The following is a 20385-nucleotide window of genomic DNA, read 5'->3' on the forward strand; positions in this document are numbered from 1 at the left end:
CCCACGGGTACCCCGACGGTCACCCCCACGGTCACCCCGACGAGGACCGTGACACCCACCCCCACGCTCACGCGTACGGTGACGCCCACCGTCAGCCCGACGACGACGCGCACCCCGACGCGCACCCCGACGCCCACGAGGACGCCCACGGTCACGCCCACGCCAACGGTCACGGTCACGCCCACGAGAACCGTGACGCCCACCCCGACCTTCACGAGGACGCGCACCCCCACGCCCACCCCGACCGTGACCCGCACAGTGACTCCGACGGTCACCCCCACTGCGACCCCGACCCCGACTCAGACCCCGACCCCGACCCCGACTCAGACCGCGACCCCGACTCCGAGCCCGACGTCGACCAGGACCGTGCCGCCACCCTCCGGCGGCTGGCCAGGTCCAGGCAACACCGGCGTCCCCGACGGCACCCCGATGGTCAAGAAGACCGGCTCGATCGTCATCAAGGAGGACGGCAAGGTCATCGACGGCTGGGACGTCACCGGCGACCTCACGGTCGAGGCCGACAACGTCACCATCCGCAACACCCGGGTCCGCGGGCAGTCCGACTACTGGGGCATCCTCCAGCGCAAGGGCTTCTCGGGCCTGAAGGTCGAGGACAGCGAGATCTTCGGCAACGGCAGGCAGCGCACCCAGTTCGGCATACTCAACCAGGGCAAGATGATCACCATCCGCCGGGTGGACATCCACACGATCTCCAACGGCATCCTCACCGACCAGGGCCTGGTCGAGGACTCGTACGTGCACGACCCGAAGTACTACGCGGAGGACCACACCGACATGATCATGTCGACGGGCACGGCCGCCGCGGGCACCGAGCTGATCATCCGCCGCAACACGGTGATCAACACGCTCAACCAGACCGGCGCGATCGCGCTCTTCCAGGACTTCGGCGTGACGCGCAACGTCACCGTGCAGGGCAACCTGCTGGCCGGAGGCGGCTGGACGCTCTACGCGGGCGCGGGGCGCAAGGGCCTGTCCTCGAACATCAAGGTGATCGACAACGTCTTCAGCCGCCGCGTCTGGCCGAAGGGCGGTTACGCGGGCCCGGTGTCGTACTGGGACGCCAACGGGCCGGGCAACGTCTGGCGCGGCAACACCTGGGAGAACACCGGCGCGGGCGTGATGGCCGGAGACTGACCGGCCGGTCGGTGGCCGGGCTCAGCCGCGGACCGCGATGACCGACTTCACCAGCCCCGCCAGCCGCTCGAAGCGGATCAGCGACTTGGGGAAGTAGTGCCGCATCTCGGTCACGCTGAGCAGCTCGACCTCCATGGCGATCATGCGTGCGGCGTCCCGGTCGGAGGTCGGGGTGTGGACGAGCGGCCAGCGGCGCAGAATCGTCGTACGCGCCGCCAGCGGCAGGAACTGGAACCCGGGGAACAGGAAGTGCGGCTCGACCGGGAAATAGCGGTAGGGCGTCTGCACCCAGTGCCGCTCGGCCATCTCGTGCACGGTGTCGGCGAAGCGCTGACGGCGCTGGTGACCGCCCACGTGTTCGATCACCGCGTTGGAGAAGACCAGGTCGTAGCGGGTGCCGCGGATGGCGGTCGGGAGGTCGCAGGCGTCGGCGACGTCGGCGCGCAGCCACGCGGGCAGGTCGGCGGGCGGCTGTTCGAGGTTGACGATGTGCACGTGCGCCGGCTGGATCGGGGCGCGCATCCAGGCCCCGGCCGTGCCGCCGAGGTCGAGGACGTTCATCCGGTCGAGGTCGGGGAACCGGGCGGCGAACCACTGCCACCTCCGCGCCCGCGCCTTGGCCCCCAGGGAGTCCGGAGCGTCCACGAATCGACTGCGCAGAGCATTCAAACGGCTCATAAAGGGGCTCCTCCGGCCAGATTAGTACCCTAATGCTCCCAGAATTCAGTCCGAGAACCTAAGAAGGCGAATCTTCGTGACATTCTTGGGACGCGTACCAATTGACCGTTCGGCGTAACCCGTCGTCCAATTCCGTGCCAGGATGCCAGCCGAGCAGATCCGCGGCGGGCGCGATGTCACCGACCTGCGTAATATCGTGCGGGCGGTCGGGGGAGGCGCCGAATTCCGGGGATGTGTCCGCGCCGGTGATGCGGTAAAGCCTCGTGACGATCTCATGGGCGGGGGTCTCGACGCCCGTCGCGATGTCGAGCGTGTGCCCGATCGCCTTGTCCGACTCCCCGGCCAGGACGTACGCGTCCACGACGTCGTCCACGTAGATCCAGTCGGCGAGCTTGGTCCCCCTGGTGAGCCGGGGTCGCCGGCCCCGCAGCAGGCAGAGCGTCACGTACGGCACGAGCTTGGTGGTGTCGGGCTGGGCCGGCCCGTAGACCATGCTCGGGCGCAGCACGGTGACGGGCAGGTCCCAGAGCCGGTGGTAGAGCTGCGCGTAGCCGGTGGCGGCCCACTTGGACATCGCGTACGCCGACGACGGCGGGGCCAGGTCGTTGCCCGGCCGCGGCTCCTCGATGGAGCCGGTGAAGACGGTCCTGACGCCGTTCGCGCGGGCGGCGGCCAGCAGGTTGACCGAGCCGAGGACGTTGTTCTCCAGGGTCGCGCGGATCACCTCGTCGCTTCTCGACCCGGTGACCTCGCCGGCGAGGTGGAACAGCACGGCCGGGCGCACCGACCGGAGCAGGCTCGCCGTGGCGGCCGCGTCGGAGAGATCGGCCGCGTGCCAGGTCTCGCCGTGCCGAGCCGGCCGCGGGCGGCGGCTGACCGCGTGCACCTGGGCGCCGAGCGCACGTAGGCGCCGCACCAGATGCGAGCCGATGAACCCGGCCGCCCCTGTGACCAGCACCACGGTTCGCGGCCAATACGCCATCGTGATTGACCTCCGTGGGAGATGGAGCCGTTGGGCCGACGGCTCCATCTAATACATCAACTAGCTGATGCGCCAGGTGTCGCCACCGAGCAGCAACTCGCTCAGATCGCCGGGCCCCTTCTGCGTCGCGGCCGCCTCGAGCTGCTCGGCCATGAGCACGTCGTACGCCGGGCGGTCGACCTGGCGGAAGATGCCGATCGGCACGTGCTCGAACGCGGGCTCGTCGAGCCTGCTGAGCGCGAAGGCCACCGACGGGTCGGGGTTGTGGGCGTCGTGCACGAGGATCTGGTCGTCGCTCACGCCCTCGCGCGCCACGACCTCGATGCCACCGTTCGCGGCCCGTACGACGGCCTTGGAGGCGCTCACGATCGGCTGCCCGTGCTCCAGGCGCAACGTGATGTCGTCGCGGATCGCGGGGTCCTTGAGCTGCTCGAAGGCGTTGTCGTTGAAGATGTTGCAGTTTTGGTAGATCTCCACCAGCGACGTGCCGCGGTGCGCGGTCGCCTCGCGCAGCACCGACTGCAGGTGCTTGCGGTCGGAGTCGATGGTCCTGGCCACGAACGACGCCTCGGCCCCGATGGCCAGCGAGATCGGGTTGAACGGCCGGTCCAGCGAGCCCATCGGCGTCGACTTGGTGATCTTGCCGACCTCGGAGGTGGGAGAGTACTGGCCCTTGGTCAGACCGTAGATCCTGTTGTTGAACAGCAGGATGTTCAGGTTGACGTTGCGGCGCAGTGCGTGGATCAGGTGGTTGCCGCCGATGGACAGCGCGTCGCCGTCACCGGTGATCACCCACACGCTCAGGTCGGGCCGGCTCGCCGCGAGCCCGGTGGCGATGGCCGGCGCCCGGCCGTGGATCGAGTGGAACCCGTACGTGTTGAGGTAGTACGGGAAGCGCGACGAGCACCCGATGCCCGACACGAACACGATGTTCTCTCGCTTGAGCCCCAGCTCGGGCAGGAAGCTCTGCACCGCGGCCAGGATCGCGTAGTCACCGCAACCCGGGCACCAGCGCACCTCCTGGTCGGACTTGAAGTCCTTCAGGCCCTGCTTGACGTCGGTCTTCGGGACGAGCGACAAGCCCTTCCCGTTCACCAGCTCACTGGTCACTGTCGATCACGTCCTGGATGACTCCGGCCAGCTCCTCGGCCTTGAACGGGAGCCCGCGCACACGGTTGTAGCTGATCACGTCGACGAGGTATTTCGCTCGCAGCAGCAGCGCGAGCTGGCCCAGGTTGATCTCGGGCAGCAGCACCTTGTCGTAGCGCTTGAGTACGTCGCCGGTGTTGGCGGGCAGCGGGTTGAGGTGGCGCAGGTGGGCCTGGGCGACCTTGCCGCCGCTCTTCCTGATGCGCCGCACGGCCGCGGCGATCGGCCCGTACGTCGATCCCCAGCCGATGACGAGCACGTCGGCGTCGCCGTCGGGGTCGTCGACGTCGAGCGCGGGCACGTCGATGCCGGCGATCTTGGCGGCCCTGGTGCGGACCATCAGGTCGTGGTTGTCCGGATCGTAGGAGATGTTGCCGGTGCCGTCGGCCTTCTCGATGCCGCCGATGCGGTGTTCGAGGCCGGGCGTGCCGGGGATGGCCCACGGGCGGGCGAGGGTCTCGGTGTCGCGCTTGAAGGGCAGGAACTCGCCGTCCGCGCCGTTGGGCTCGGTGGTGAACGTCTGCGAGATGTCCGGAAGCTCGGAGATCTCGGGCAGGCGCCAGGGCTCGGACCCGTTGGCCAGGTAGCCGTCGGAGAGCAACATGACCGGCGTGCGGTACTTGATCGCGATCCGGGCCGCCTCGACGGCCGCGTCGAAGCAGTCGCTCGGCGACATCGGCGCCACGATCGGCACCGGCGACTCGCCGTTGCGGCCGAACATGGCCATCAGCAGGTCGGTCTGCTCCGTCTTGGTCGGCATGCCGGTGCTCGGCCCGGCCCGCTGCACGTCCACGACGATCAGCGGCAGCTCGGTGGTGACGGCCAGGCCGACCGTCTCGGCCTTCAGCGCCACACCCGGGCCGCTGGTCGTGGTCACGCCGAGCGCCCCGCCGAACGCGGCGCCGAGCGCCGCGCCGACCCCGGCGATCTCGTCCTCCGCCTGGAAGGTACGGATCCCGAAGCGCTTGTGCTTGGACAGCTCGTGCAGGATGTCGCTGGCCGGGGTGATCGGGTAGGACCCCAGGAACAACGGCAGCTTCGACTGCACGCTGGCGGCGATCAGGCCGTAGGCCAGCGCCTGGTTGCCGGAGATGTTGCGGTAGACGCCCGGCGCCAGTCGCGCGGGCTTGACCTCGTACGAGACGGAGAAGGACTCGGTCGTCTCGCCGTAGTTCCAGCCCGCCTGGAAGGCCGCGATGTTGGCCTTGGCGATGTCGGGCTTCTTGGCGAACTTCTGCTCGAGGAACGTGATGGTGTGCTCGGTCGGCCGGTGGTAGAGCCACGACAGCAGGCCGAGGGCGAACATGTTCTTCGACCGCTCGGCGTCCTTCTTGGACAGCTCGAAGCCTTCGAGGGCCTTCACGGTGAGCGAGGTCAGCGGCACCGCGTGCACGCGCCACTCGCCGAGCGAGTCGTCCTCCAGCGGGTTGGCGGCGTAGCCGACCTTCTGGAGGTTGCGCTTGGTGAACTCATCGGTGTTCGCGATGATGTCCGCGCCCCTCGGCAGGTCGCCGAGGTTGGCCTTGAGCGCCGCCGGGTTCATGGCCACGAGCACGTTCGGCGCGTCGCCCGGCGTGAGGATGTCGTGGTCGGCGAAGTGGAGCTGGAAGCTCGACACGCCGGGCAGGGTGCCCGCGGGCGCGCGGATCTCGGCGGGGAAGTTGGGGAGCGTCGACAGGTCGTTGCCGAACTCCGCCGTGCCCGCGGTGAAGCGGTCGCCGGTGAGCTGCATACCGTCGCCTGAGTCTCCAGCGAACCTGATGATCACGCGGTCAAGTTGCTGGACCTGCTTCGTCACAGCTCAGTCCTCCTCGACGCGCCACTGCGCGTTTGCCTTTGGCGCGTTCTCTGTTTCCATGCTAAATCCTCGGAAGGTCACGCGTTTGCATCCCGCAAAGAGCGGGTAAACGTGGTCGACTGACAGTCAGGGTGAGGTGGGAGAACGACGACACAGTCCGGAGGCGAGCCTGCAGAGGTCTACATGCAGGCGGGCGAACAGGACGGTTCGGGTCACGAGCGCCAACTATACGTCCCCCCAACACGCGCGCGGTGTCAGGGGCTGCTTACCGGGCAGTCAGCTCCCTGACCTGTACAGGCGTCCGGCCTGCATCCCCGCAGTGCCGTACAACTCGGGAACGGTCACGAAGCTGTAACCCTTCCCACGCAACGATTTGAGGATGTCCGGAACCGCATCCACCGTTTCCCGATGAATGTCGTGCAGAAGAATGATCGCACCTGGATGCGCCTGACGCACGGTCCGGTCCGCTATGTCGCGCGGTTCGCTGCCGGGCCCGTCCTCGGCGTCGACGCTCCAGGTGACCAGTGAGAGCCCCAGGTCACGTGCCACGTCCTGCACCTGCTGGCTCACGGCCCCGTACGGCGGGCGCAGCAGCCTGGGACGCTGCCCGGTGACGGCCGACAGCGTGTCCTCCGTCTTCCCGATCGAGTCTGCGATCTTGCTGCTGGCCTGTTTCGACAGGTCCGTATGTGCCCAGGAGTGGTTGCCGACGAGGTGGCCCTCCGTGCTCATCCGCTTCAGCAGCTCCGGCTGGGCGGCCGCGTTGCTGCCCACGGCGAAGAACGTGGCCCGCGCCCGTTCCCGCGCCAGCAGGTCGAGCAGTTTCGCGGTGTACGGCCCCGGCCCGTCGTCGAACGTCAGCGCCACGCACTTGACCTGCGCGCAGTCCACGCTCCCTGACCCGGTCCCCGACCCGCTCCCCGACCCGCTCCCTGCGCTGGCGACCCCGGGCGTGGGCGCGGACGGGGGCGTGCCGCCGCCCGCCGCGCGCGTGGCCGCCGCCCGCACGCTCTCCTGGGCCCGCCGCCCCAGGTCCGACAGCAGCGGCGCCACCTGATGCGCGGGCACGGCCACGGCCAGGCGGCCGAGCGAGCACGGCCCGATCTCGCAGTCGTCGAACTCCACCACGAGATCGCCGCTGCGGTTGAACGCCATCGAGTCGAACTCGTTGCCGCCCGCCTTCAGCTCGTTCCGATCCACCTGTGACCCGCGCTTCTCCAGCAGGCCCCTGACCAGCGTCGCCAGTTGCTCCTGGGACGCCGGCCCCGACAGCAGCCCGGTGGAGTCGATGGCCTGGCCCTTGGCCGGGTCGAACCAGTACGTACGCGTGGAGTTGCCCCAGGTCTTGCCGAGGAACTCGCCGGTGCGCAGCCGTACCGCGACGGCCTGGGGAGAGGCGGCGGCGAGCTGCCAGTCCACGTTCAGCTCGGCGCGGGGGCCGGAGGCGTCCTCGCCGCGCGTGCGGCTGTGGAACTCGCGGAGCTGGCGCTCGGCCCGGACGGCCAGGGCCCGGTTGAGCGCGGGGGCGTGGGCCAGCTCCGGGTAGTTGATGTGCACGTATCCTCGGGTGCTGGAGTCGCCTTCGGTCAGCGTTCTGGTGGACAGGCCGGCGACGGTCGCCGGGTCGACGAAGTCGATCAGCGTCGGCTCTGCCGGTACCACGACATCCCCCTCGTGTGCGGCGGCGAGGCTGCAGCCGGACACCGAGATGGCCAGCAGAGCGATTCCGGTGAAGAATCGCGGTATGCGCATAAATGTCAGGGTATGTGGCTAGTCTTACCATTTACCTGGATTTTGTGTGATAGGCGCAGAGGCTTTGACTGCGCTGGGTATCGGCGCGGTGGCGGGTTACGATCCCGTCATGGACGGCTACTTCGGCTCCTACGCGCTCGTGGCCGCGCTGCTCGCCATCGGCGTCGCCATCGTGGCCGGTGCCCTGTTCGCCAACCGCCTCCTCCGCCCCACCCGCCCGACACCGGAGAAGCTGACCACGTACGAGTGCGGGGTCGACCCCGTGGGGGAGGGCTGGGCGCAGTCGCAGGTGCGCTACTACGTCTTCACGTACCTGTACGTCGTGTTCGCCGTGGACGCCGTCTTCCTCTTCCCCTGGGCCACCGTCTTCGACGCGCCCGGCTACGGGGTGACGACGCTCGTGGAGATGTTCGTCTTCCTGGGGTTCATCGCCCTGGGCATCGTGTACGCGTGGCGCAAGCGCGTACTGAGCTGGACGTAGCCGCGGGCGCGACGGCAGGAGGACGTTACCCGGGTGTGCTTCGGCTGTGGCACTTTGCTGTGCCGTGACCCATCACCCCCAAAGCCCCCACCATGCCCAGAGCCCCCAGAGCCCCCAGAACGTTCCTCGGAGCTCTGATCGCCCCCAGAGCGACTTTGACTGCCCGCAGTGCGCCCAGCCGCTCAAGACCGAGCCCCCTTACCCGCAGTGGTGCCCGTCCTGCGACTGGAACGTCGTACGCACCCCCGCCCCGGCGAAGAAGGCCCGCTTCGCCCGATTATCGGAAAGACTCGTCCACGGCCTGCACGAGGACGTCGTCCGCTCGCGTACCGACGGTGGTGGCACATCGGTGGGAGCGGCCCGTGTCGCCACCTACGCCCTCGCCTTCCTGGTCCACCTCCTCGCCCCCGCGTTCCTCGCCCTCGGCGGCTACCTCGTGACCCGCTGGACCCTCTTCGCCATCCTCCCCGCCCTGGTGGCCCTCGACCTGGCCTGGCTGCTCCGGCCCCGCCCCGCCCCCTTCCCCCGGGACGCCGAGCCGCTGACCCGCGAGGCCGCCCCGAACCTGTACGCCCTGCTCGACCGGATCGGTGACGAGATCGGCGCGCCCCGTACCGACCTGGTGGCCGTCAGCGGCTCGGTGAACGCGTCGTTCCGCACATACGGCTGGCGGCGTCGGCGCCTGGTCGAGATCGGGTACCCGCTGTGGATCATCCTCACCCCGCAGGAACGCGTCGCGCTCCTCGCCCACGAAATGGCGCATTCCCGCAACGGCGACGGGAGGCACGGCCTCGTCGTGGGCAGCGCGCTGTACTCGCTCGGCGTGTTGCGCGATGTGACCCGTTTCGGCTGGGAGCCGGGAGATGGCGTGTCGCGCTGGTTCGCCGAGTCCTTGCTCGCCGTCGTCGGGCTGCCCGTACGGGGCCTGATCGCGGTGATGGAACTGCTGCTGTACCGCTCGTCGCAACGGGCCGAATACCGGGCCGACGAACTCGCCGCCCAGGTGGCGGGCGTGCCCGCCATGAACTCGTGTCTGGACTCGCTGGTCACCCGTGCGGACCCCGCCGTCCGGTTCCTGGACACGAGCGTCACCGTCACCAAGACCGACGAACTCTGGACGGCGCTACGGGCCGCGGTGGACACCCTCCCGGACTCCGAACGCGAACGCCGCCGCCGAGCCGCCCGCCTGGGGGAACTCCGCGTGGACCAGACGCATCCCCCTACGTACCTGCGGATGGAGTGGGTGGCGAGCCTCCCGTACTCGGAGGGCCGCGTACGCGCTGCGGGGCTGACGGGCGCGGAGTCGGAAGGCGTCGAGCTGATGGACGGGGAACTGGGGACGGTCGCGCGGCGCGTGGCCCACGCCGTCAAGGAAGACGCCCGCTCGGCCCTCTACCACTGACCACCGCACCCTCCCACACCTCATCCACGACTACTCGTCACCGGCAACACTGCGTTACCAACGACACTGCCGACACTGCCGTTACCAACGACACTGGCGTCACTTGGGGACACTTCCGTCACTTGAGACACGCCTGGGTTACTGCCGTCACCTGGGACACGTCACCTGGGACTGCCGTCACCTGGGACACTGCCGCCATCTGGGACACGCCGTCACCCAGGACAGCGCCTCACCCGCAACACCGCTTCACCCGTAACACCGCCCTCATTCACACCACTTAACCCCGCCCCCTCACCCACAACACCGCGCTCCGATCCCCTTTTCCTTCTCTCCACCGCACCACCCCGTCCATCCTCAGCGCAGCACTATCCACAGCGGCGAGGCTGGTGACTGGGGCGGGCCGAGTGGCCGAGACCCGCGATAAGGACGGGTCTCCACCACCATCACGAGCATCCCCAAGATCATCACGAACATCCCCGGAGGCAGATCCGACACCACGCACTGACCGGCCCGCCGGTCGCGCGCCAGGAGGATTCCTTTGCCGCACCTTCGATCCGCGCAAGAATGGTCATATGGCCGCCACGGATCTCCCGATGCCCACAGTGGGCCCCATCTCGCGCTTGGCGCCCAAGCCCATGCGCTTCATCCTCAACTGGGGCCGCCGCTATTCCCTGTGGGTGTTCAACTTCGGGCTGGCCTGCTGCGCCATCGAGTTCATCGCGGCCTCGACGAGCCGCCACGACTTCATCCGCTTCGGCGTGATCCCCTTCGCGAACGGCCCCAGGCAGGCCGACCTCATGATCGTCTCGGGCACGGTCACCGACAAGATGGCGCCCGCCGTGAAGCGCCTCTACGAGCAGATGCCCGACCCCAAATACGTGATCTCGTTCGGCGCCTGCTCCAACAGCGGCGGCCCGTACTGGGACTCCTACTGCGTCACCAACGGTGTGGATCAGATCATCCCCGTGGACGTCTATGTCCCCGGCTGCCCACCCCGACCGGAGTCTCTCCTGTACGGCATCACGAAACTCCAGGAGAAGATCGCAGGGGAGAAGCTGAGCGACCGCTACGTGTGGTCCCGCCCCCACGCGCAACCGCAGCCCGCCCTGGAGACGCATCCGAACGACCCGCCCCAGCCAAAGCAGGAAACGCACCCGGAGTCCGCGACGCGACCAGAACCGGAGCCCCACCAGGCATCCGGGCAGACACCGGCATCCGGGCAGCGACCGGCACCCGGGACCCAACCGGAATCCGGGCCCCGCCGAGCACCTGAGCCGAGCCCGGAGTCCGAGACCCGACCGGAGCAGGCGTGACCGGCCAGGAGGAGATCGCGGAGCGCTTCGGCGACCGCGCCCAGATCTCCGAGTCGTACGGCGACACCACCGTCGACGTCGCCCCCGCCGACTGGATCGAACTGCTCACGTACGTCCGCGACGACCTCGACCACGCCTTCTTCGACTGGTTGACCGGCGTCGACGAGCCTCCGGCCGACTTCGTCATCGTCGCCCACGTCTACAACCCGACCGCCGGACGTCGGCTGCTCCTCCGCACCCGCGTCCCCCGTGACAATCCCCACCTGGCCACCGCCGTCGGCGTCTACCGGGGCGCGAACTGGCACGAGCGCGAGACGTACGAGATGTTCGGTGTGATCTTCGACGACCACCCCAACCTCGTCCCCCTCCTGCTGCCCGACGGCTTCGAAGGTCACCCGCTCCGCAAGGATTTCATTCTCGCCGCCCGCGTGGCCAAGCCCTGGCCCGGCGCCAAGGAACCCGGCGAGTCAGGACACGGCGCTCCGAGCCGCCGCAAAACGCTTCCGCCAGGAGTACCAGCCGACTGGGGGCCGCCCGATGCTTGAAGTGGTGCTGAGCTTCGCCGTCATCCTCATCGTGTTCCTGGTGCTGCCCCTGATCATCGGGCAGACGGAACACAAGGTCATGGCCCACATGCAGTCGCGCCTCGGCCCCATGTACGCGGGCGGCTTCCACGGCTGGGCGCAGCTCATCGCCGACGGGGTGAAGTTCGCCCAGAAGGAGGACGTCATCCCGGCCGCGGCCGACCGCCGCATCTTCATGATCGCCCCTGGTGTGGCGCTGGTGCCGTACCTGGTCGTCCTGATCGTCATCCCCATCGACCGCGGCCGGGTGACCGTGGACCTCGACCTTGGTCTCTTTTTCGTCCTCGCCGTCATGGGCATCGGCGTCCTGGGCTCGATCATGGCGGGGTGGGCCTCCGCGAACAAGTATTCCGTCCTCGGCGGGATGCGCTCGGCGGCCCAGCTCATGTCGTACGAACTGCCACTCGTCCTTGCCGCCTCCTCCGTGGCCATGGCCGCGGGCACGCTGTCGTTGCCCGGGATCGTCGAGGCCTGGCAGTGGTGGTGGCTGCCCTGGCAGGCGATCGGCGGCATCGTGTTCTTCCTGGCCGGGCTCGCCGAGCTCCGCCGCCCCCCGTTCGACATGCCGATCGCCGAGTCCGAGATCATCATGGGCCCCATGACCGAGTACACCGGCATGCGCTTCGCGCTCTTCATGCTCTCCGAGTACGCCGGTATCGTCGTCCTGTCCTTCCTGACCACCGTCCTGTTCCTGGGCGGCTGGCAGGGCCCGTTCCTGCCCGGCTGGCTGTGGACCCTGGTGAAGGTCTTCCTGCTGGCGTTCGTCGTGATCTGGCTGCGGGTGACGTACCCGCGGCTCCGCGAGGACCAGCTCCAGAAACTGGCCTGGGCGGTTCTCGTACCGCTGGCCCTCGCCCAACTGGCCCTGACCGGCGTCATCAAGGTCCTCATCTGAACCGCCCCCCACCCCCGAACCCCACCACCCAACCCACCCGAACCCACCACGACAAAGCCCAGCCCTGCTGGGACCGCACCCCCATCCACCAGAACACCGTCCCGACGGGAAGAGCACCGCACCCAACAAAACCCGTCGGATCACACCACAACCCGTCAGATCACACCACCACTCCAACCGAACGCCTCCCGGCTCCCGGCTCCCCGGCTCCCCGGCTCCCCGCCTCCCGCCTCCCGGCTCCCCGCCTCCCGCCTCCCGGCTCCCCGCCTCCCGCCTCCCCGGCTCCCGGCTCCCGGGCTCCCGGGCTCCCGGGCTCCCGGGCTCCCGGGCTCCCGGGCTCCCAAGGGTCGCCATCCGCGCCAGGCGAGCACCACGCTTGCGCCCACGGGTTGGGTTGCGTCCGCAGGGTCGCGTCCACGAGGTTGGGGTTCATGGGGTTGGGCTGCGTCCACGGGAGCGCCACCACCCACCAGCAGTGCAAAAGCGCCCCGGAAACCCCTGCGGAACCTCGACTCCGCCATGCTCGTCGTATCTCAACAAGGGGCCCAAGGGGCAAATAGGGGGATACGACACGTGAAGCAACTCCAGCCGTGCGCAGGCGCAACCAAAAGCGGCCGCTGCCCGAAAACCACCCTCACTTCCCCCGGTCACCAGTCCCTGACCGTAACCGACCCGCACTCCGGCAATTCGCTAACCCTCACGCCCGCCCGTCTCCTCCACTACAGCCACGACCTGGAAGGGGATCGCCAGGTCCAAGGTGTGGCGGCTCTCGGCGACGACGGCCTGGTCTTGCTCGACCTATCAGGCGACTGGCATGCGCCGCACCTGGAGGAGTTCGCCCGCCGAGCCGGAATCCCGCTGTACGACGCCCGTCGGCACCCCTCCAACAAGGTCCGCGCGATCCTCGCGTCTCGCGCCGCCGGCTGGCAACGTATCCACGGCCTCAAGCCCCCTTCCCCGGGCAGATGGCGCAAAGCGGTAGTTATCGCGGCGGGACTCGCCGGTGCCGCGCTGATGGTCTATCTCCTCTCCGTAGGGCTGTGGGCGGCATGGCGCGGCCTGTCGATGCTCGGCCGACTCCTCCTGGAATTACTCGAGATCAAATGGTTATGGGTGCTCTTCAGCCCCGCGTTGCTTCTCCTCCGTCCCGTACTGGCCAGACTTCACCGCTTACGCCGCAAGCGCGGCCTGACCATCGGCCCGTACGGCGGCCCCAACCTCACCCTGGGATCCTTCAACAAGCTCAACATCACCCAGGGCAACACGGTCATCGGCGAGGTACGTCTGGGCGCCCGCCCCGGCCAGGCCTTCAGCCTCCTCCTCTACCGCTACGAGAGACTGACCGGCCTCTTCATCCTCGACATCGCAGGCCACCCGCTTCACCATCTCCCTGGCGCATGGCCCCCTCAAGAGGTGGAACACTTCGCGAAACGCCATGACCTACACCTGGCCGTACACCAGGTGTCACACGACGAATATCTGAACCTGACCACAAACAGCCGAGAAGCCACCCCCTAACCCAGCCTCCGGGCCTGCGGCCATCACCGGGCCTGCGGCCATCACCGGGCCTGCGGCCATCACCCGGCCCCGCCGCCCGCTGTCGTCCTCAGCCAGCCCACCATCCAGCTCCCGCCAGGCGCCATTCGGCTCCCGCTGGCCCACCACCCGGCCCCGCCAGGCGCCACCCGGCCCCCGCCAGGCACCACCGAGAACCTGTAGGGCACCACCCGGCCCTTGTCAGGCAGCACCTGGCCCTTCCGGGCACCACCGGACACCATCGGAACCTCGCCCAGCCCCGCCGGGCACCGCCCCAGCCCCGCCGGGCTCAGCGAACGATCGCCAGCATCACATCCGAAGCCGACGGCCGCTCCTCCGCCCGCTTGCTAAGACAAGCCCCTACAACTCCACGTAAGGCGGGTGGGAGCGGCGACAGGTCCGGATGGAAGGTCAGCACCCGGTGGAACACCGCCGGCACCGTGTCCTCACCGAACACCGGCTTTCCCGTAGCCGCGAACATCATCGTCACGGCCCAACTGAACACGTCAGAAGCCGACCCCACGGACTCGCCCGTGAGCTGCTCGGGCGACATGTACGGCGGTGTCCCCACCACTTTCCCGGACGTCATCGTCACCTGATCGAGCGCACGCGCGATCCCGAAGTCGATCACCCGCGGCCCGTCGTGCCCGATCAGCACATTGCTCGGCTTGAAGTCGCGGTGAACGACCCCTGCCTTGTGGATGGCCGCCAGCGCCCCGGCTGTGGACAACGCCAGCCGCGTCAAGCTGTCTTCGTCACGAGGGCCGTACTTCTTGACGAGCTGTTCGAGCGACGGGCCCTCCACGTACTCGCTGACAATGTACGCGCGTCGGCTGCTGATGTTCACGTCGAGCACGCGGGCTGTGGAAAACGTGGCCACCCGCCGTGCCGCCTCCACCTCCCGCGCGAACCTGGCCCTGGCCACGTCGTCGACCAGATCGTGCAGGACTTTCACGGCCACCCGCACCCCGTTCGGCGCCATGGCCAGGTAGACCGCCCCCTGCCCGCCGCGCCCGAGCGGCTGCAGCAGCCGATAGTGCCCGATCCACTCCGGCTCGCCGTGCCGCTGGTGATGGGTGGGCGCGGTGACCCGTTGCCGCAGGTCAACGGGCGGGCGCGCAATCGGGGACAGTCGGGCCCGCGCCATGAAGGGCACTAAGATCCCCGAGTGGATGACCCCGCCGAGCCAGCTGATCAGGAGCCCCATCGAGACCAGCATGGCCAGGGGATCGGGGAAGTCTTCGTAACTGTCGTACGCCACCGCCGCGATCAGGAACGACCCGATGCCGACCAGATAGACGGACGCGGCCACACCATGCCAGACGTTGCGCAGCCAGAACGCCGCGATCCCGATCGTGAACGGGGTCGCGATGCCGCACGTGAACAAGGGCAGACAGGCCCACACGACGGCGGCCGCCCACCTCAGGCCACTCGGGCGGATCGGATGGCTGTGCTGCATGGCCGAGAGACTATCGCCATGCCGTGGTTCATATCGGGCATGCGCACAGCCTGTGGATAACCACCCCGTAGCCTGTGGACGGCTGTGGAAAAACTGGGGACAACGCGCTGACACATTCACCTGCGCGGCCAAGTGCGCCATGATGTTGAGCCATGGCGCGGATACCGGGAGTCGGACTGGCAAAGGGGTTGTCCATCACCCTTCGCCACATGCTGCGCAAATCGGTTACGCAGCAATATCCCGAGGTCAAGCCCGCCCTGCCGCCCCGCAGTCGAGGAGTCATCGCCCTAGTTGAGGAAAACTGCACCTCTTGCATGCTCTGTGCCCGAGAGTGCCCCGACTGGTGCATCTACATCGACTCGCACAAGGAGACGATCCCGGCTCCCGAGGGCGGCCGTCCCCGCCAGCGTAACGTCCTCGACCGCTTCGCGATCGACTTCGCCCTGTGCATGTACTGCGGCATCTGCATCGAGGTCTGCCCGTTCGACGCGCTCTTCTGGTCCCCGGAGTTCGAGTACGCGGAAGGCGACATCCGTAACCTCCTCCACGAAAAGGACACGCTGGCCGCTTGGGCCCAGACCGTCCCGCCGCCTCCGGCCCACGACCCGGGCGCCGAGCCCCCGAAGGAGTTGACGGCCGCCCCTCGCCGCCCGGCATCCGACCGCCCGGCCCGTACGGCGGGGGCCCAGCGCTCCCGTACCTCTCCAGAGGCGCGCAAGCCCGTACAAACCCAGGCGAACGAGACTCCCGCCACCGCTCCCGCCAAGGAACCTCAGGGAACCACCACCCCACCTCCCGAGCCCGCCGCCGAAAACGCCTCCGAGCCCGGCCCCACGGAACGCCCAACAGAAAGGCGTGACCGCCGCCCGATGACGAACGTGCGGGGGATCCGCCCGCCGGGCACCCTCCCGTCCACTCCTCAGACCAAACCGCCTGGTGGAGACGCCGCCAGCCCGTCGCACGAGACGACAGACGACGACGCGGAGTCAACGACCCCCACCACTCCCACGCAAACACCCCGGCCCAAGGACCAGGACAGGGAGTCGGAGCAGGCCGGGGAGTCGGACCTTGGACAGGCCCGGGAGCCGGATCAGTCTGGGGAGCCGGATCCTGGTCAGGCCAGGGAGTTGGAGCAGGCTGAGGAGCCGGATCCCGGTCAGGCCGGGCAACTGGATCAGGCTGGGGAGCCAGACCAGAGGCAGGCTTCATCCACAGGTCGGCCGCCCCCGGACGAGTTGTCCACAGCCTCGGGCGAACCGCGATCGAAGCCCGATCCGGAGGTGCAGACTTCTGCCGCGAGCCCCCGCAGGCGCAGGATGGCCGATCCACGGTCCATCCGTCCTCCCGGGCGGCTCGGTCCTGACGAGACGAGGGAGTCCGAGGAGGAGTCGTGACCGAGGCGGTGCCCTCCTACCTGTCACCCACCGGGCAAGAGATCGTCTTCTTGCTCCTGGGCGCGGTAGCGGTTGGATCGGCGCTGCTTGTCGTCACGACCAGACAACTCGTTCATGCCGCTCTCTGGCTGGTGCTGTGCTTCGGCGCGCTGGCCGGAGGTTATCTCGTGCTGACCGCCGAGTTCGTGGCCTGGGTGCAGGTGCTCATCTACGTGGGTGCGGTCGTCGTACTGCTGCTGTTCGGCATCATGCTGACCCGCGCGCCGATAGGCCGCTCCGCCGACCTTGACAGCGGCAACAAGGTGACAGCGGCCCTGGTGGCGGTGGCGACGGCCGCGATCCTGGTCACCGTGGTGATCGACGGTTTCCGTACGGCCTACGCGCCGCTCACCCCCGGCCCGGGAGCCGCCAAGGAAATCGGCGCCAGCGTGTTCGCCACCTGGGTCCTGCCGTTCGAAGCGCTCTCCGTGCTCCTGCTGGCCGCCCTGATCGGCGCGATCGTCCTCTCCCGCACCGACATCCCCGGCGGCCCACCGAGCCCACGGACAGCAGCTCCCCCCGGCCCTCCGGACCAGCAAACGGAGGTCACGAACGCTCCCGTGGGCCGCCGTGCAGACGCGCTGCCCGGTTCATCGGGCCAACGCGTCCCCGAGCGGGATGGCGAGTTCGCCCGTTCACCTGACCAGCCCGCCGGATTCCCCGAGCGGCCCGACGACCTCGCCCACGGTTCACCCGATCGGACGGGGTCCGCCTCACCACCTGACCGGACCGTGGGCGACCCGCCACCCGACCAGACCGGGGGGAACTAGTGCACATCGTCTACCCGGCAGTCGTCTCGGCGCTCCTGTTCTCCATCGGCGTGTACGGTGTGCTCGCCCGGCGCAACACGATCCTCGTGCTGATGTCGGTCGAGCTGATGCTCAATGCCGTCAACCTCAACTTGGTCGCGTTCGACGTGTGGCTGGGCGATCGCCTGCACAGCGGTCAGGTGCTCACCCTCTTCGTCATCGTCATCGCGGCCGCCGAAGTGGGCCTGGGCCTCGCGATCGTGCTGGCGCTCTTCCGCAACCGCCGTACCGTCGACATCGACCACCTCCGCGACCTGGCGGAGCCCGCCGACGAACACCTCGCCTCCGCCGAGACAGCGGGCCTCTCGCTGGCCCTGGCCCCGGCCTCAGGCACTCCAGCCGACCGCTCCAGCCAAGTGCGGACCGACCAGCACCATTCCGACCAGCAGCGCTCCGATCCGCAGAGTCCCGGCCAACAGAGTCCCGGCCGCCAAAGTTCCGGACAAGAGCGACCCGATCAACAGCACCCTGCCTCCGAAGAGGGGCGCGGTGACGGCAGTGAGGGCGAGCAGCGCGTCAAGCGAGGCGGTGGGACGCAATGACGACGTTCCCGCTGCTGGCCGTTCACCTGCCGTTCCTGGCCGCCTTCGCGGGCCTCCTGCTCTCCCGCCGGCCTGGCCGCCGCGCGTCGGCAACGCAAGACGGCCGCCCCCACCAGAAGGCGGGCGAACGAGCCAACACCCGAGCGGCCTGGATAGCGATCCTCCCCACGACCGCCTCCGCGGTCCTGGCGACCTGGCTGGCCTGGGGCCCGGGGTTCGCCTACTTCACCGGCACGGCCACACTCGCCACCGGCACGCTTCCCACCGGCACGCTCCCCACAGGCGCACCCACGGGTCAGACCTACGGCACGATCGTCACGGGTGGCGTTCCGATCTCGCTCACCCTCCAGGCAGACGCCCTGTCGGGCGTTCTCGGCGTGCTGGTGACCCTGGTGGCGCTCGCCGTACAGGTCTATTCCGTCGGCTACCTCAAGGGCGACCCGCGCTACCCCTCCTACAGCGCGTTCATCAGCCTGTTCACCAGCGCCATGCTCCTGGTGATCTACGCGGGCGACCTCCTGGTCCTGTATGTGGGCTGGGAGATCATGGGCCTGTGCTCCTACCTCCTCATCGGACACTGGTGGGAAGATCGGGGCAACTCGCGCGCCGCGGTGAAGGCGTTCCTCGTCACCCGCCTCGGTGACGTGGGCTTCCTGTTCGGCATCTTCGTGCTGGGGATGGCGGCGGGCAGCTTCCGCATCGCCGACGTGCTGGCGAAGGCGCCGGAGATGTCCGCGGCCACGCTCGTGACGGCCACGATGCTCCTGCTGGCCGGGGTGGCGGGCAAGAGCGCGCAGGTGCCGCTGCACACGTGGCTCCCCGACGCCATGGCCGGCCCGACGCCGATCAGCGCCCTGATCCACGCCGCCACCATGGTGGCCGCGGGCATCTTCATCGTGGCCAGGCTGTTCCCGGCGTTCGTGGCCGCCCGTCCCACGCTCGACGTGCTGGCCGTCCTCGCCGCCCTGGGCATGCTGGGCGCCGCCCTGGCCGCCCTGGCCCAGGACGATCTGAAACGCGTCCTCGCCTACTCCACGATCAGTCAGCTCGCCTACATGGCGGGTGCGCTGGCCGCGGGTTCCGGCACGGCGGCCGTCTTCCACCTGCTCACCCACGGCGCGTTCAAGGCCCTGCTGTTCCTCTGCGCGGGAGCGGTGATCCACCACGTCGGCTCCAACCTGATGAGCCGGATGGGCGGCCTGCGTCGCGAGCTGCCGGTCACGTTCGTGACGATGACGATCGGGTTCGCCGCCCTGATGGGCATCCCTCCGGTCAGCGGCTTCTTCAGCAAGGACGGCGTCCTCCTCGCCATGGACCACGCCCTGACCGCGGGCGGCCTGTCCACCGGCGGCCTGACCGACGCGGCCGCACTCCTCCTCTACGGCTGCGCGCTCGCGACCGTGGCCGTCACCGGCGCGTACGCCACCCGAGCCTGGCTACGCACCTTCTTCGGCGACGCGCGGGCCGTGGCGCTCCCGGAGCCCCACCCCGGCACCGCCCACATCGTGGACGTCACCGAAGCCCCCCGCACGATGCTCGTTCCCCTGCTCCTCCTCGCCGCCCCCGCCCTGCTGCTGGGCTTCGCCGGGGAGCCGCACCTCGACCTCGGCGTGGCGGGCATCAGCGTCGTGCTCACGGCGCTGGGCGCAGGCGCGGTCTACGTCTTGTGGCGTCTCGACCCCGTCGCCGACCCGGCCCGCCTCCTGGGCCCGCTGAGAGCACCTTGTGAGCGGGCGTTCTACCTGGACGCCCTCTACGCCGCCCTGTTCGTCCGCCCGGTGCTGGCCCTGGCCAGGCTGGTCGTCAGGACGGACGACACGGTCGTCGACGGCGCGGTACGCGGCTCGGGCAGGTCGGCCCGCGGATTGTCCGGCGTGTTGCGACTCGCCCAGAACGGCAACGTCCAGCTCTACGTGAGTGGGCTGCTGGCCGGTGTCCTGTTGATCGCGGTGGGGGCGGTGGTGTTCACATGATGGGCTGGATCCCCGTCGCGCTCCTCGCCGTGCCGCTGGCCGGCGCGCTCCTGCTCCTCCTCGCGCCGCGTGCGCTCGGCCCCCTGTTCCGTACGTACGGGCTGATCTTCTCGGGCGTCACGCTCGCTCTCAGCCTCGCGCTCGTGGCGGCCTTCGACCACAGACGGCCGGCGCGGGTGCAGTTCGAGGTCGACCTGCCGTGGATCCCCGGGCTCGGGCTGCGCTTCCACCTCGGTGTCGACGGCGTCTCGCTGCCGCTGATCGCGCTGACGGCCCTGCTGACCTTCCTGTGCTTCGTCTACCTGAGCTGGGGTCGCGCCCGGGGGGCGAAGGAGTTCATGCGGGCCAGGCCGAGAGCGCTCGTGTTCACGGTGCTGGTGCTCGAAGTCGGCATGATCGGTACGTTCCTCGCCCTCGACCTGCTGCTCTTTTTCGTCTTCTTCG

The 20385-nt window shown here is 69.0% G+C and carries 18 protein-coding genes and 2 pseudogenes; 12 read left to right on the plus strand and 8 right to left on the minus strand.

The window, feature by feature from the left end; all coding sequences use genetic code 11:
- On the minus strand, positions 1–257 hold a 257-nt coding region (locus ABD844_RS14500), incomplete at its 3' end, for a hypothetical protein (RefSeq protein WP_344877007.1).
- A gap of 109 nt (positions 258–366) precedes the next feature.
- Between ABD844_RS14500 and ABD844_RS14505 the strand changes: the two genes are divergently transcribed.
- Positions 367–1155, plus strand: coding sequence for a right-handed parallel beta-helix repeat-containing protein (locus tag ABD844_RS14505; protein WP_344877009.1), 789 nt, complete (start codon positions 367–369; stop codon positions 1153–1155).
- 21 nt (positions 1156–1176) lie between these two features.
- Here ABD844_RS14505 and ABD844_RS14510 read toward each other — a convergent pair whose 3' ends face one another.
- From ABD844_RS14510 to ABD844_RS14530, 6 genes are all read right to left on the minus strand, one after another.
- The gene (locus ABD844_RS14510) at positions 1177–1833 is read right to left on the minus strand and encodes a class I SAM-dependent methyltransferase (RefSeq protein WP_344877011.1); all 657 of its coding nucleotides are present in this window, start codon (positions 1831–1833) and stop codon (positions 1177–1179) included.
- Positions 1834–1891: 58 nt separating this feature from the next.
- The gene (locus ABD844_RS14515; protein ID WP_344877014.1) at positions 1892–2815 is read right to left on the minus strand and encodes an NAD-dependent epimerase/dehydratase family protein; all 924 of its coding nucleotides are present in this window, start codon (positions 2813–2815) and stop codon (positions 1892–1894) included.
- A 60-nt stretch (positions 2816–2875) separates the two neighbouring features.
- Positions 2876–3925 carry a 2-oxoacid:ferredoxin oxidoreductase subunit beta gene (locus tag ABD844_RS14520; RefSeq protein WP_344877016.1) on the minus strand — a complete coding sequence of 350 codons (1050 nt, stop codon included), beginning with the start codon at positions 3923–3925 and terminating at the stop codon, positions 2876–2878.
- Positions 3915–5762: a 2-oxoacid:acceptor oxidoreductase subunit alpha gene (locus ABD844_RS14525; RefSeq protein ID WP_344877018.1), complete on the minus strand. Its 1848-nt coding sequence runs from the start codon at positions 5760–5762 to the stop codon at positions 3915–3917. The genes ABD844_RS14520 and ABD844_RS14525 overlap by 11 nt, the downstream gene beginning before the upstream one ends.
- Positions 5763–5888: 126 nt before the next feature.
- A complete protein-coding gene (locus tag ABD844_RS53110; protein WP_311132193.1) occupies positions 5889–5978 on the minus strand; it encodes a putative leader peptide in 90 nt (29 codons plus the stop codon).
- Between the two features lie 60 nt (positions 5979–6038).
- Positions 6039–7514 (minus strand): polysaccharide deacetylase family protein, encoded by a 1476-nt coding sequence (locus ABD844_RS14530; protein ID WP_344877020.1) that lies wholly within the window; start codon positions 7512–7514, stop codon positions 6039–6041.
- 109 nt (positions 7515–7623) lie between these two features.
- On the opposite strand from ABD844_RS14530, the gene ABD844_RS14535 reads away from it, so the two are divergent.
- From ABD844_RS14535 to ABD844_RS14560, 6 genes are all read left to right on the plus strand, one after another.
- Positions 7624–7995 carry an NADH-quinone oxidoreductase subunit A gene (locus tag ABD844_RS14535; protein WP_344877074.1) on the plus strand — a complete coding sequence of 124 codons (372 nt, stop codon included), beginning with the start codon at positions 7624–7626 and terminating at the stop codon, positions 7993–7995.
- A gap of 64 nt (positions 7996–8059) precedes the next feature.
- The gene (locus ABD844_RS14540; protein ID WP_344877022.1) at positions 8060–9397 is read left to right on the plus strand and encodes a M48 family metallopeptidase; all 1338 of its coding nucleotides are present in this window, start codon (positions 8060–8062) and stop codon (positions 9395–9397) included.
- Positions 9398–9990: 593 nt separating this feature from the next.
- Positions 9991–10710 carry an NADH-quinone oxidoreductase subunit NuoB gene (gene nuoB, locus ABD844_RS53115; RefSeq protein WP_425568561.1) on the plus strand — a complete coding sequence of 240 codons (720 nt, stop codon included), beginning with the start codon at positions 9991–9993 and terminating at the stop codon, positions 10708–10710.
- Positions 10707–11255 carry an NADH-quinone oxidoreductase subunit C gene (locus ABD844_RS14550; RefSeq protein WP_344877024.1) on the plus strand — a complete coding sequence of 183 codons (549 nt, stop codon included), beginning with the start codon at positions 10707–10709 and terminating at the stop codon, positions 11253–11255. The genes nuoB and ABD844_RS14550 overlap by 4 nt, the downstream gene beginning before the upstream one ends.
- Positions 11248–12189, plus strand: coding sequence for an NADH-quinone oxidoreductase subunit NuoH (gene nuoH, locus ABD844_RS14555; RefSeq protein WP_344877026.1), 942 nt, complete (start codon positions 11248–11250; stop codon positions 12187–12189). The genes ABD844_RS14550 and nuoH overlap by 8 nt, the downstream gene beginning before the upstream one ends.
- Before the next feature lie 573 nt (positions 12190–12762).
- A complete protein-coding gene (locus ABD844_RS14560) occupies positions 12763–13707 on the plus strand; it encodes a hypothetical protein (RefSeq protein ID WP_344877028.1) in 945 nt (314 codons plus the stop codon).
- Positions 13708–14014: 307 nt separating this feature from the next.
- On the opposite strand, the gene ABD844_RS14565 is transcribed toward ABD844_RS14560, so the two are convergent.
- Positions 14015–15184: a serine/threonine-protein kinase gene (locus tag ABD844_RS14565; protein WP_344877030.1), complete on the minus strand. Its 1170-nt coding sequence runs from the start codon at positions 15182–15184 to the stop codon at positions 14015–14017.
- A 209-nt stretch (positions 15185–15393) separates the two neighbouring features.
- On the opposite strand from ABD844_RS14565, the gene ABD844_RS14570 reads away from it, so the two are divergent.
- The 5 genes and pseudogenes from ABD844_RS14570 to ABD844_RS14590 all read left to right on the plus strand — a co-directional run.
- Positions 15394–16578 carry a 4Fe-4S binding protein gene (locus ABD844_RS14570; protein ID WP_344877032.1) on the plus strand — a complete coding sequence of 395 codons (1185 nt, stop codon included), beginning with the start codon at positions 15394–15396 and terminating at the stop codon, positions 16576–16578.
- Positions 16575–17387, plus strand: a complete 813-nt coding sequence (locus tag ABD844_RS14575) for an NADH-quinone oxidoreductase subunit J family protein (protein ID WP_344877034.1) — start codon at positions 16575–16577, stop codon at positions 17385–17387. Before ABD844_RS14570 ends, ABD844_RS14575 begins: the two co-directional genes overlap by 4 nt.
- Positions 17387–17668, plus strand: a pseudogene (gene nuoK / locus ABD844_RS14580) (NADH-quinone oxidoreductase subunit NuoK); the annotation flags it as partial. The gene ABD844_RS14575 and the pseudogene nuoK, both read left to right, overlap by 1 nt.
- Before the next feature lie 296 nt (positions 17669–17964).
- Positions 17965–19941, plus strand: coding sequence for an NADH-quinone oxidoreductase subunit 5 family protein (locus ABD844_RS14585; RefSeq protein ID WP_344877036.1), 1977 nt, complete (start codon positions 17965–17967; stop codon positions 19939–19941).
- Positions 19938–20385 (plus strand): annotated as a pseudogene (locus ABD844_RS14590) (NADH-quinone oxidoreductase subunit M); the annotation flags it as partial. The gene ABD844_RS14585 and the pseudogene ABD844_RS14590, both read left to right, overlap by 4 nt.

Origin of the sequence: Nonomuraea antimicrobica (assembly GCF_039536965.1) — a bacterium.
Classification (GTDB): domain Bacteria; phylum Actinomycetota; class Actinomycetes; order Streptosporangiales; family Streptosporangiaceae; genus Nonomuraea; species Nonomuraea antimicrobica.

Excerpts from the sequence above, each read along its gene's own strand:
- ABD844_RS14565 (WP_344877030.1), bottom strand. The coding sequence starts at position 15,184 with ATGCAGCACAGCCATCCGATCCGCCCGAGTGGCCTGAGGTGGGCGGCC.
- ABD844_RS14570 (WP_344877032.1), top strand. The coding sequence starts at position 15,394 with ATGCTGCGCAAATCGGTTACGCAGCAATATCCCGAGGTCAAGCCCGCC.
- nuoB (WP_425568561.1), top strand. The coding sequence starts at position 9,991 with ATGCCCACAGTGGGCCCCATCTCGCGCTTGGCGCCCAAGCCCATGCGC.
- ABD844_RS14535 (WP_344877074.1), top strand. The coding sequence starts at position 7,624 with ATGGACGGCTACTTCGGCTCCTACGCGCTCGTGGCCGCGCTGCTCGCC.
- ABD844_RS14530 (WP_344877020.1), bottom strand. The coding sequence starts at position 7,514 with ATGCGCATACCGCGATTCTTCACCGGAATCGCTCTGCTGGCCATCTCG.
- ABD844_RS14585 (WP_344877036.1), top strand. The coding sequence starts at position 17,965 with ATGACGACGTTCCCGCTGCTGGCCGTTCACCTGCCGTTCCTGGCCGCC.
- ABD844_RS14515 (WP_344877014.1), bottom strand. The coding sequence starts at position 2,815 with ATGGCGTATTGGCCGCGAACCGTGGTGCTGGTCACAGGGGCGGCCGGG.
- ABD844_RS14510 (WP_344877011.1), bottom strand. The coding sequence starts at position 1,833 with ATGAGCCGTTTGAATGCTCTGCGCAGTCGATTCGTGGACGCTCCGGAC.
- nuoH (WP_344877026.1), top strand. The coding sequence starts at position 11,248 with ATGCTTGAAGTGGTGCTGAGCTTCGCCGTCATCCTCATCGTGTTCCTG.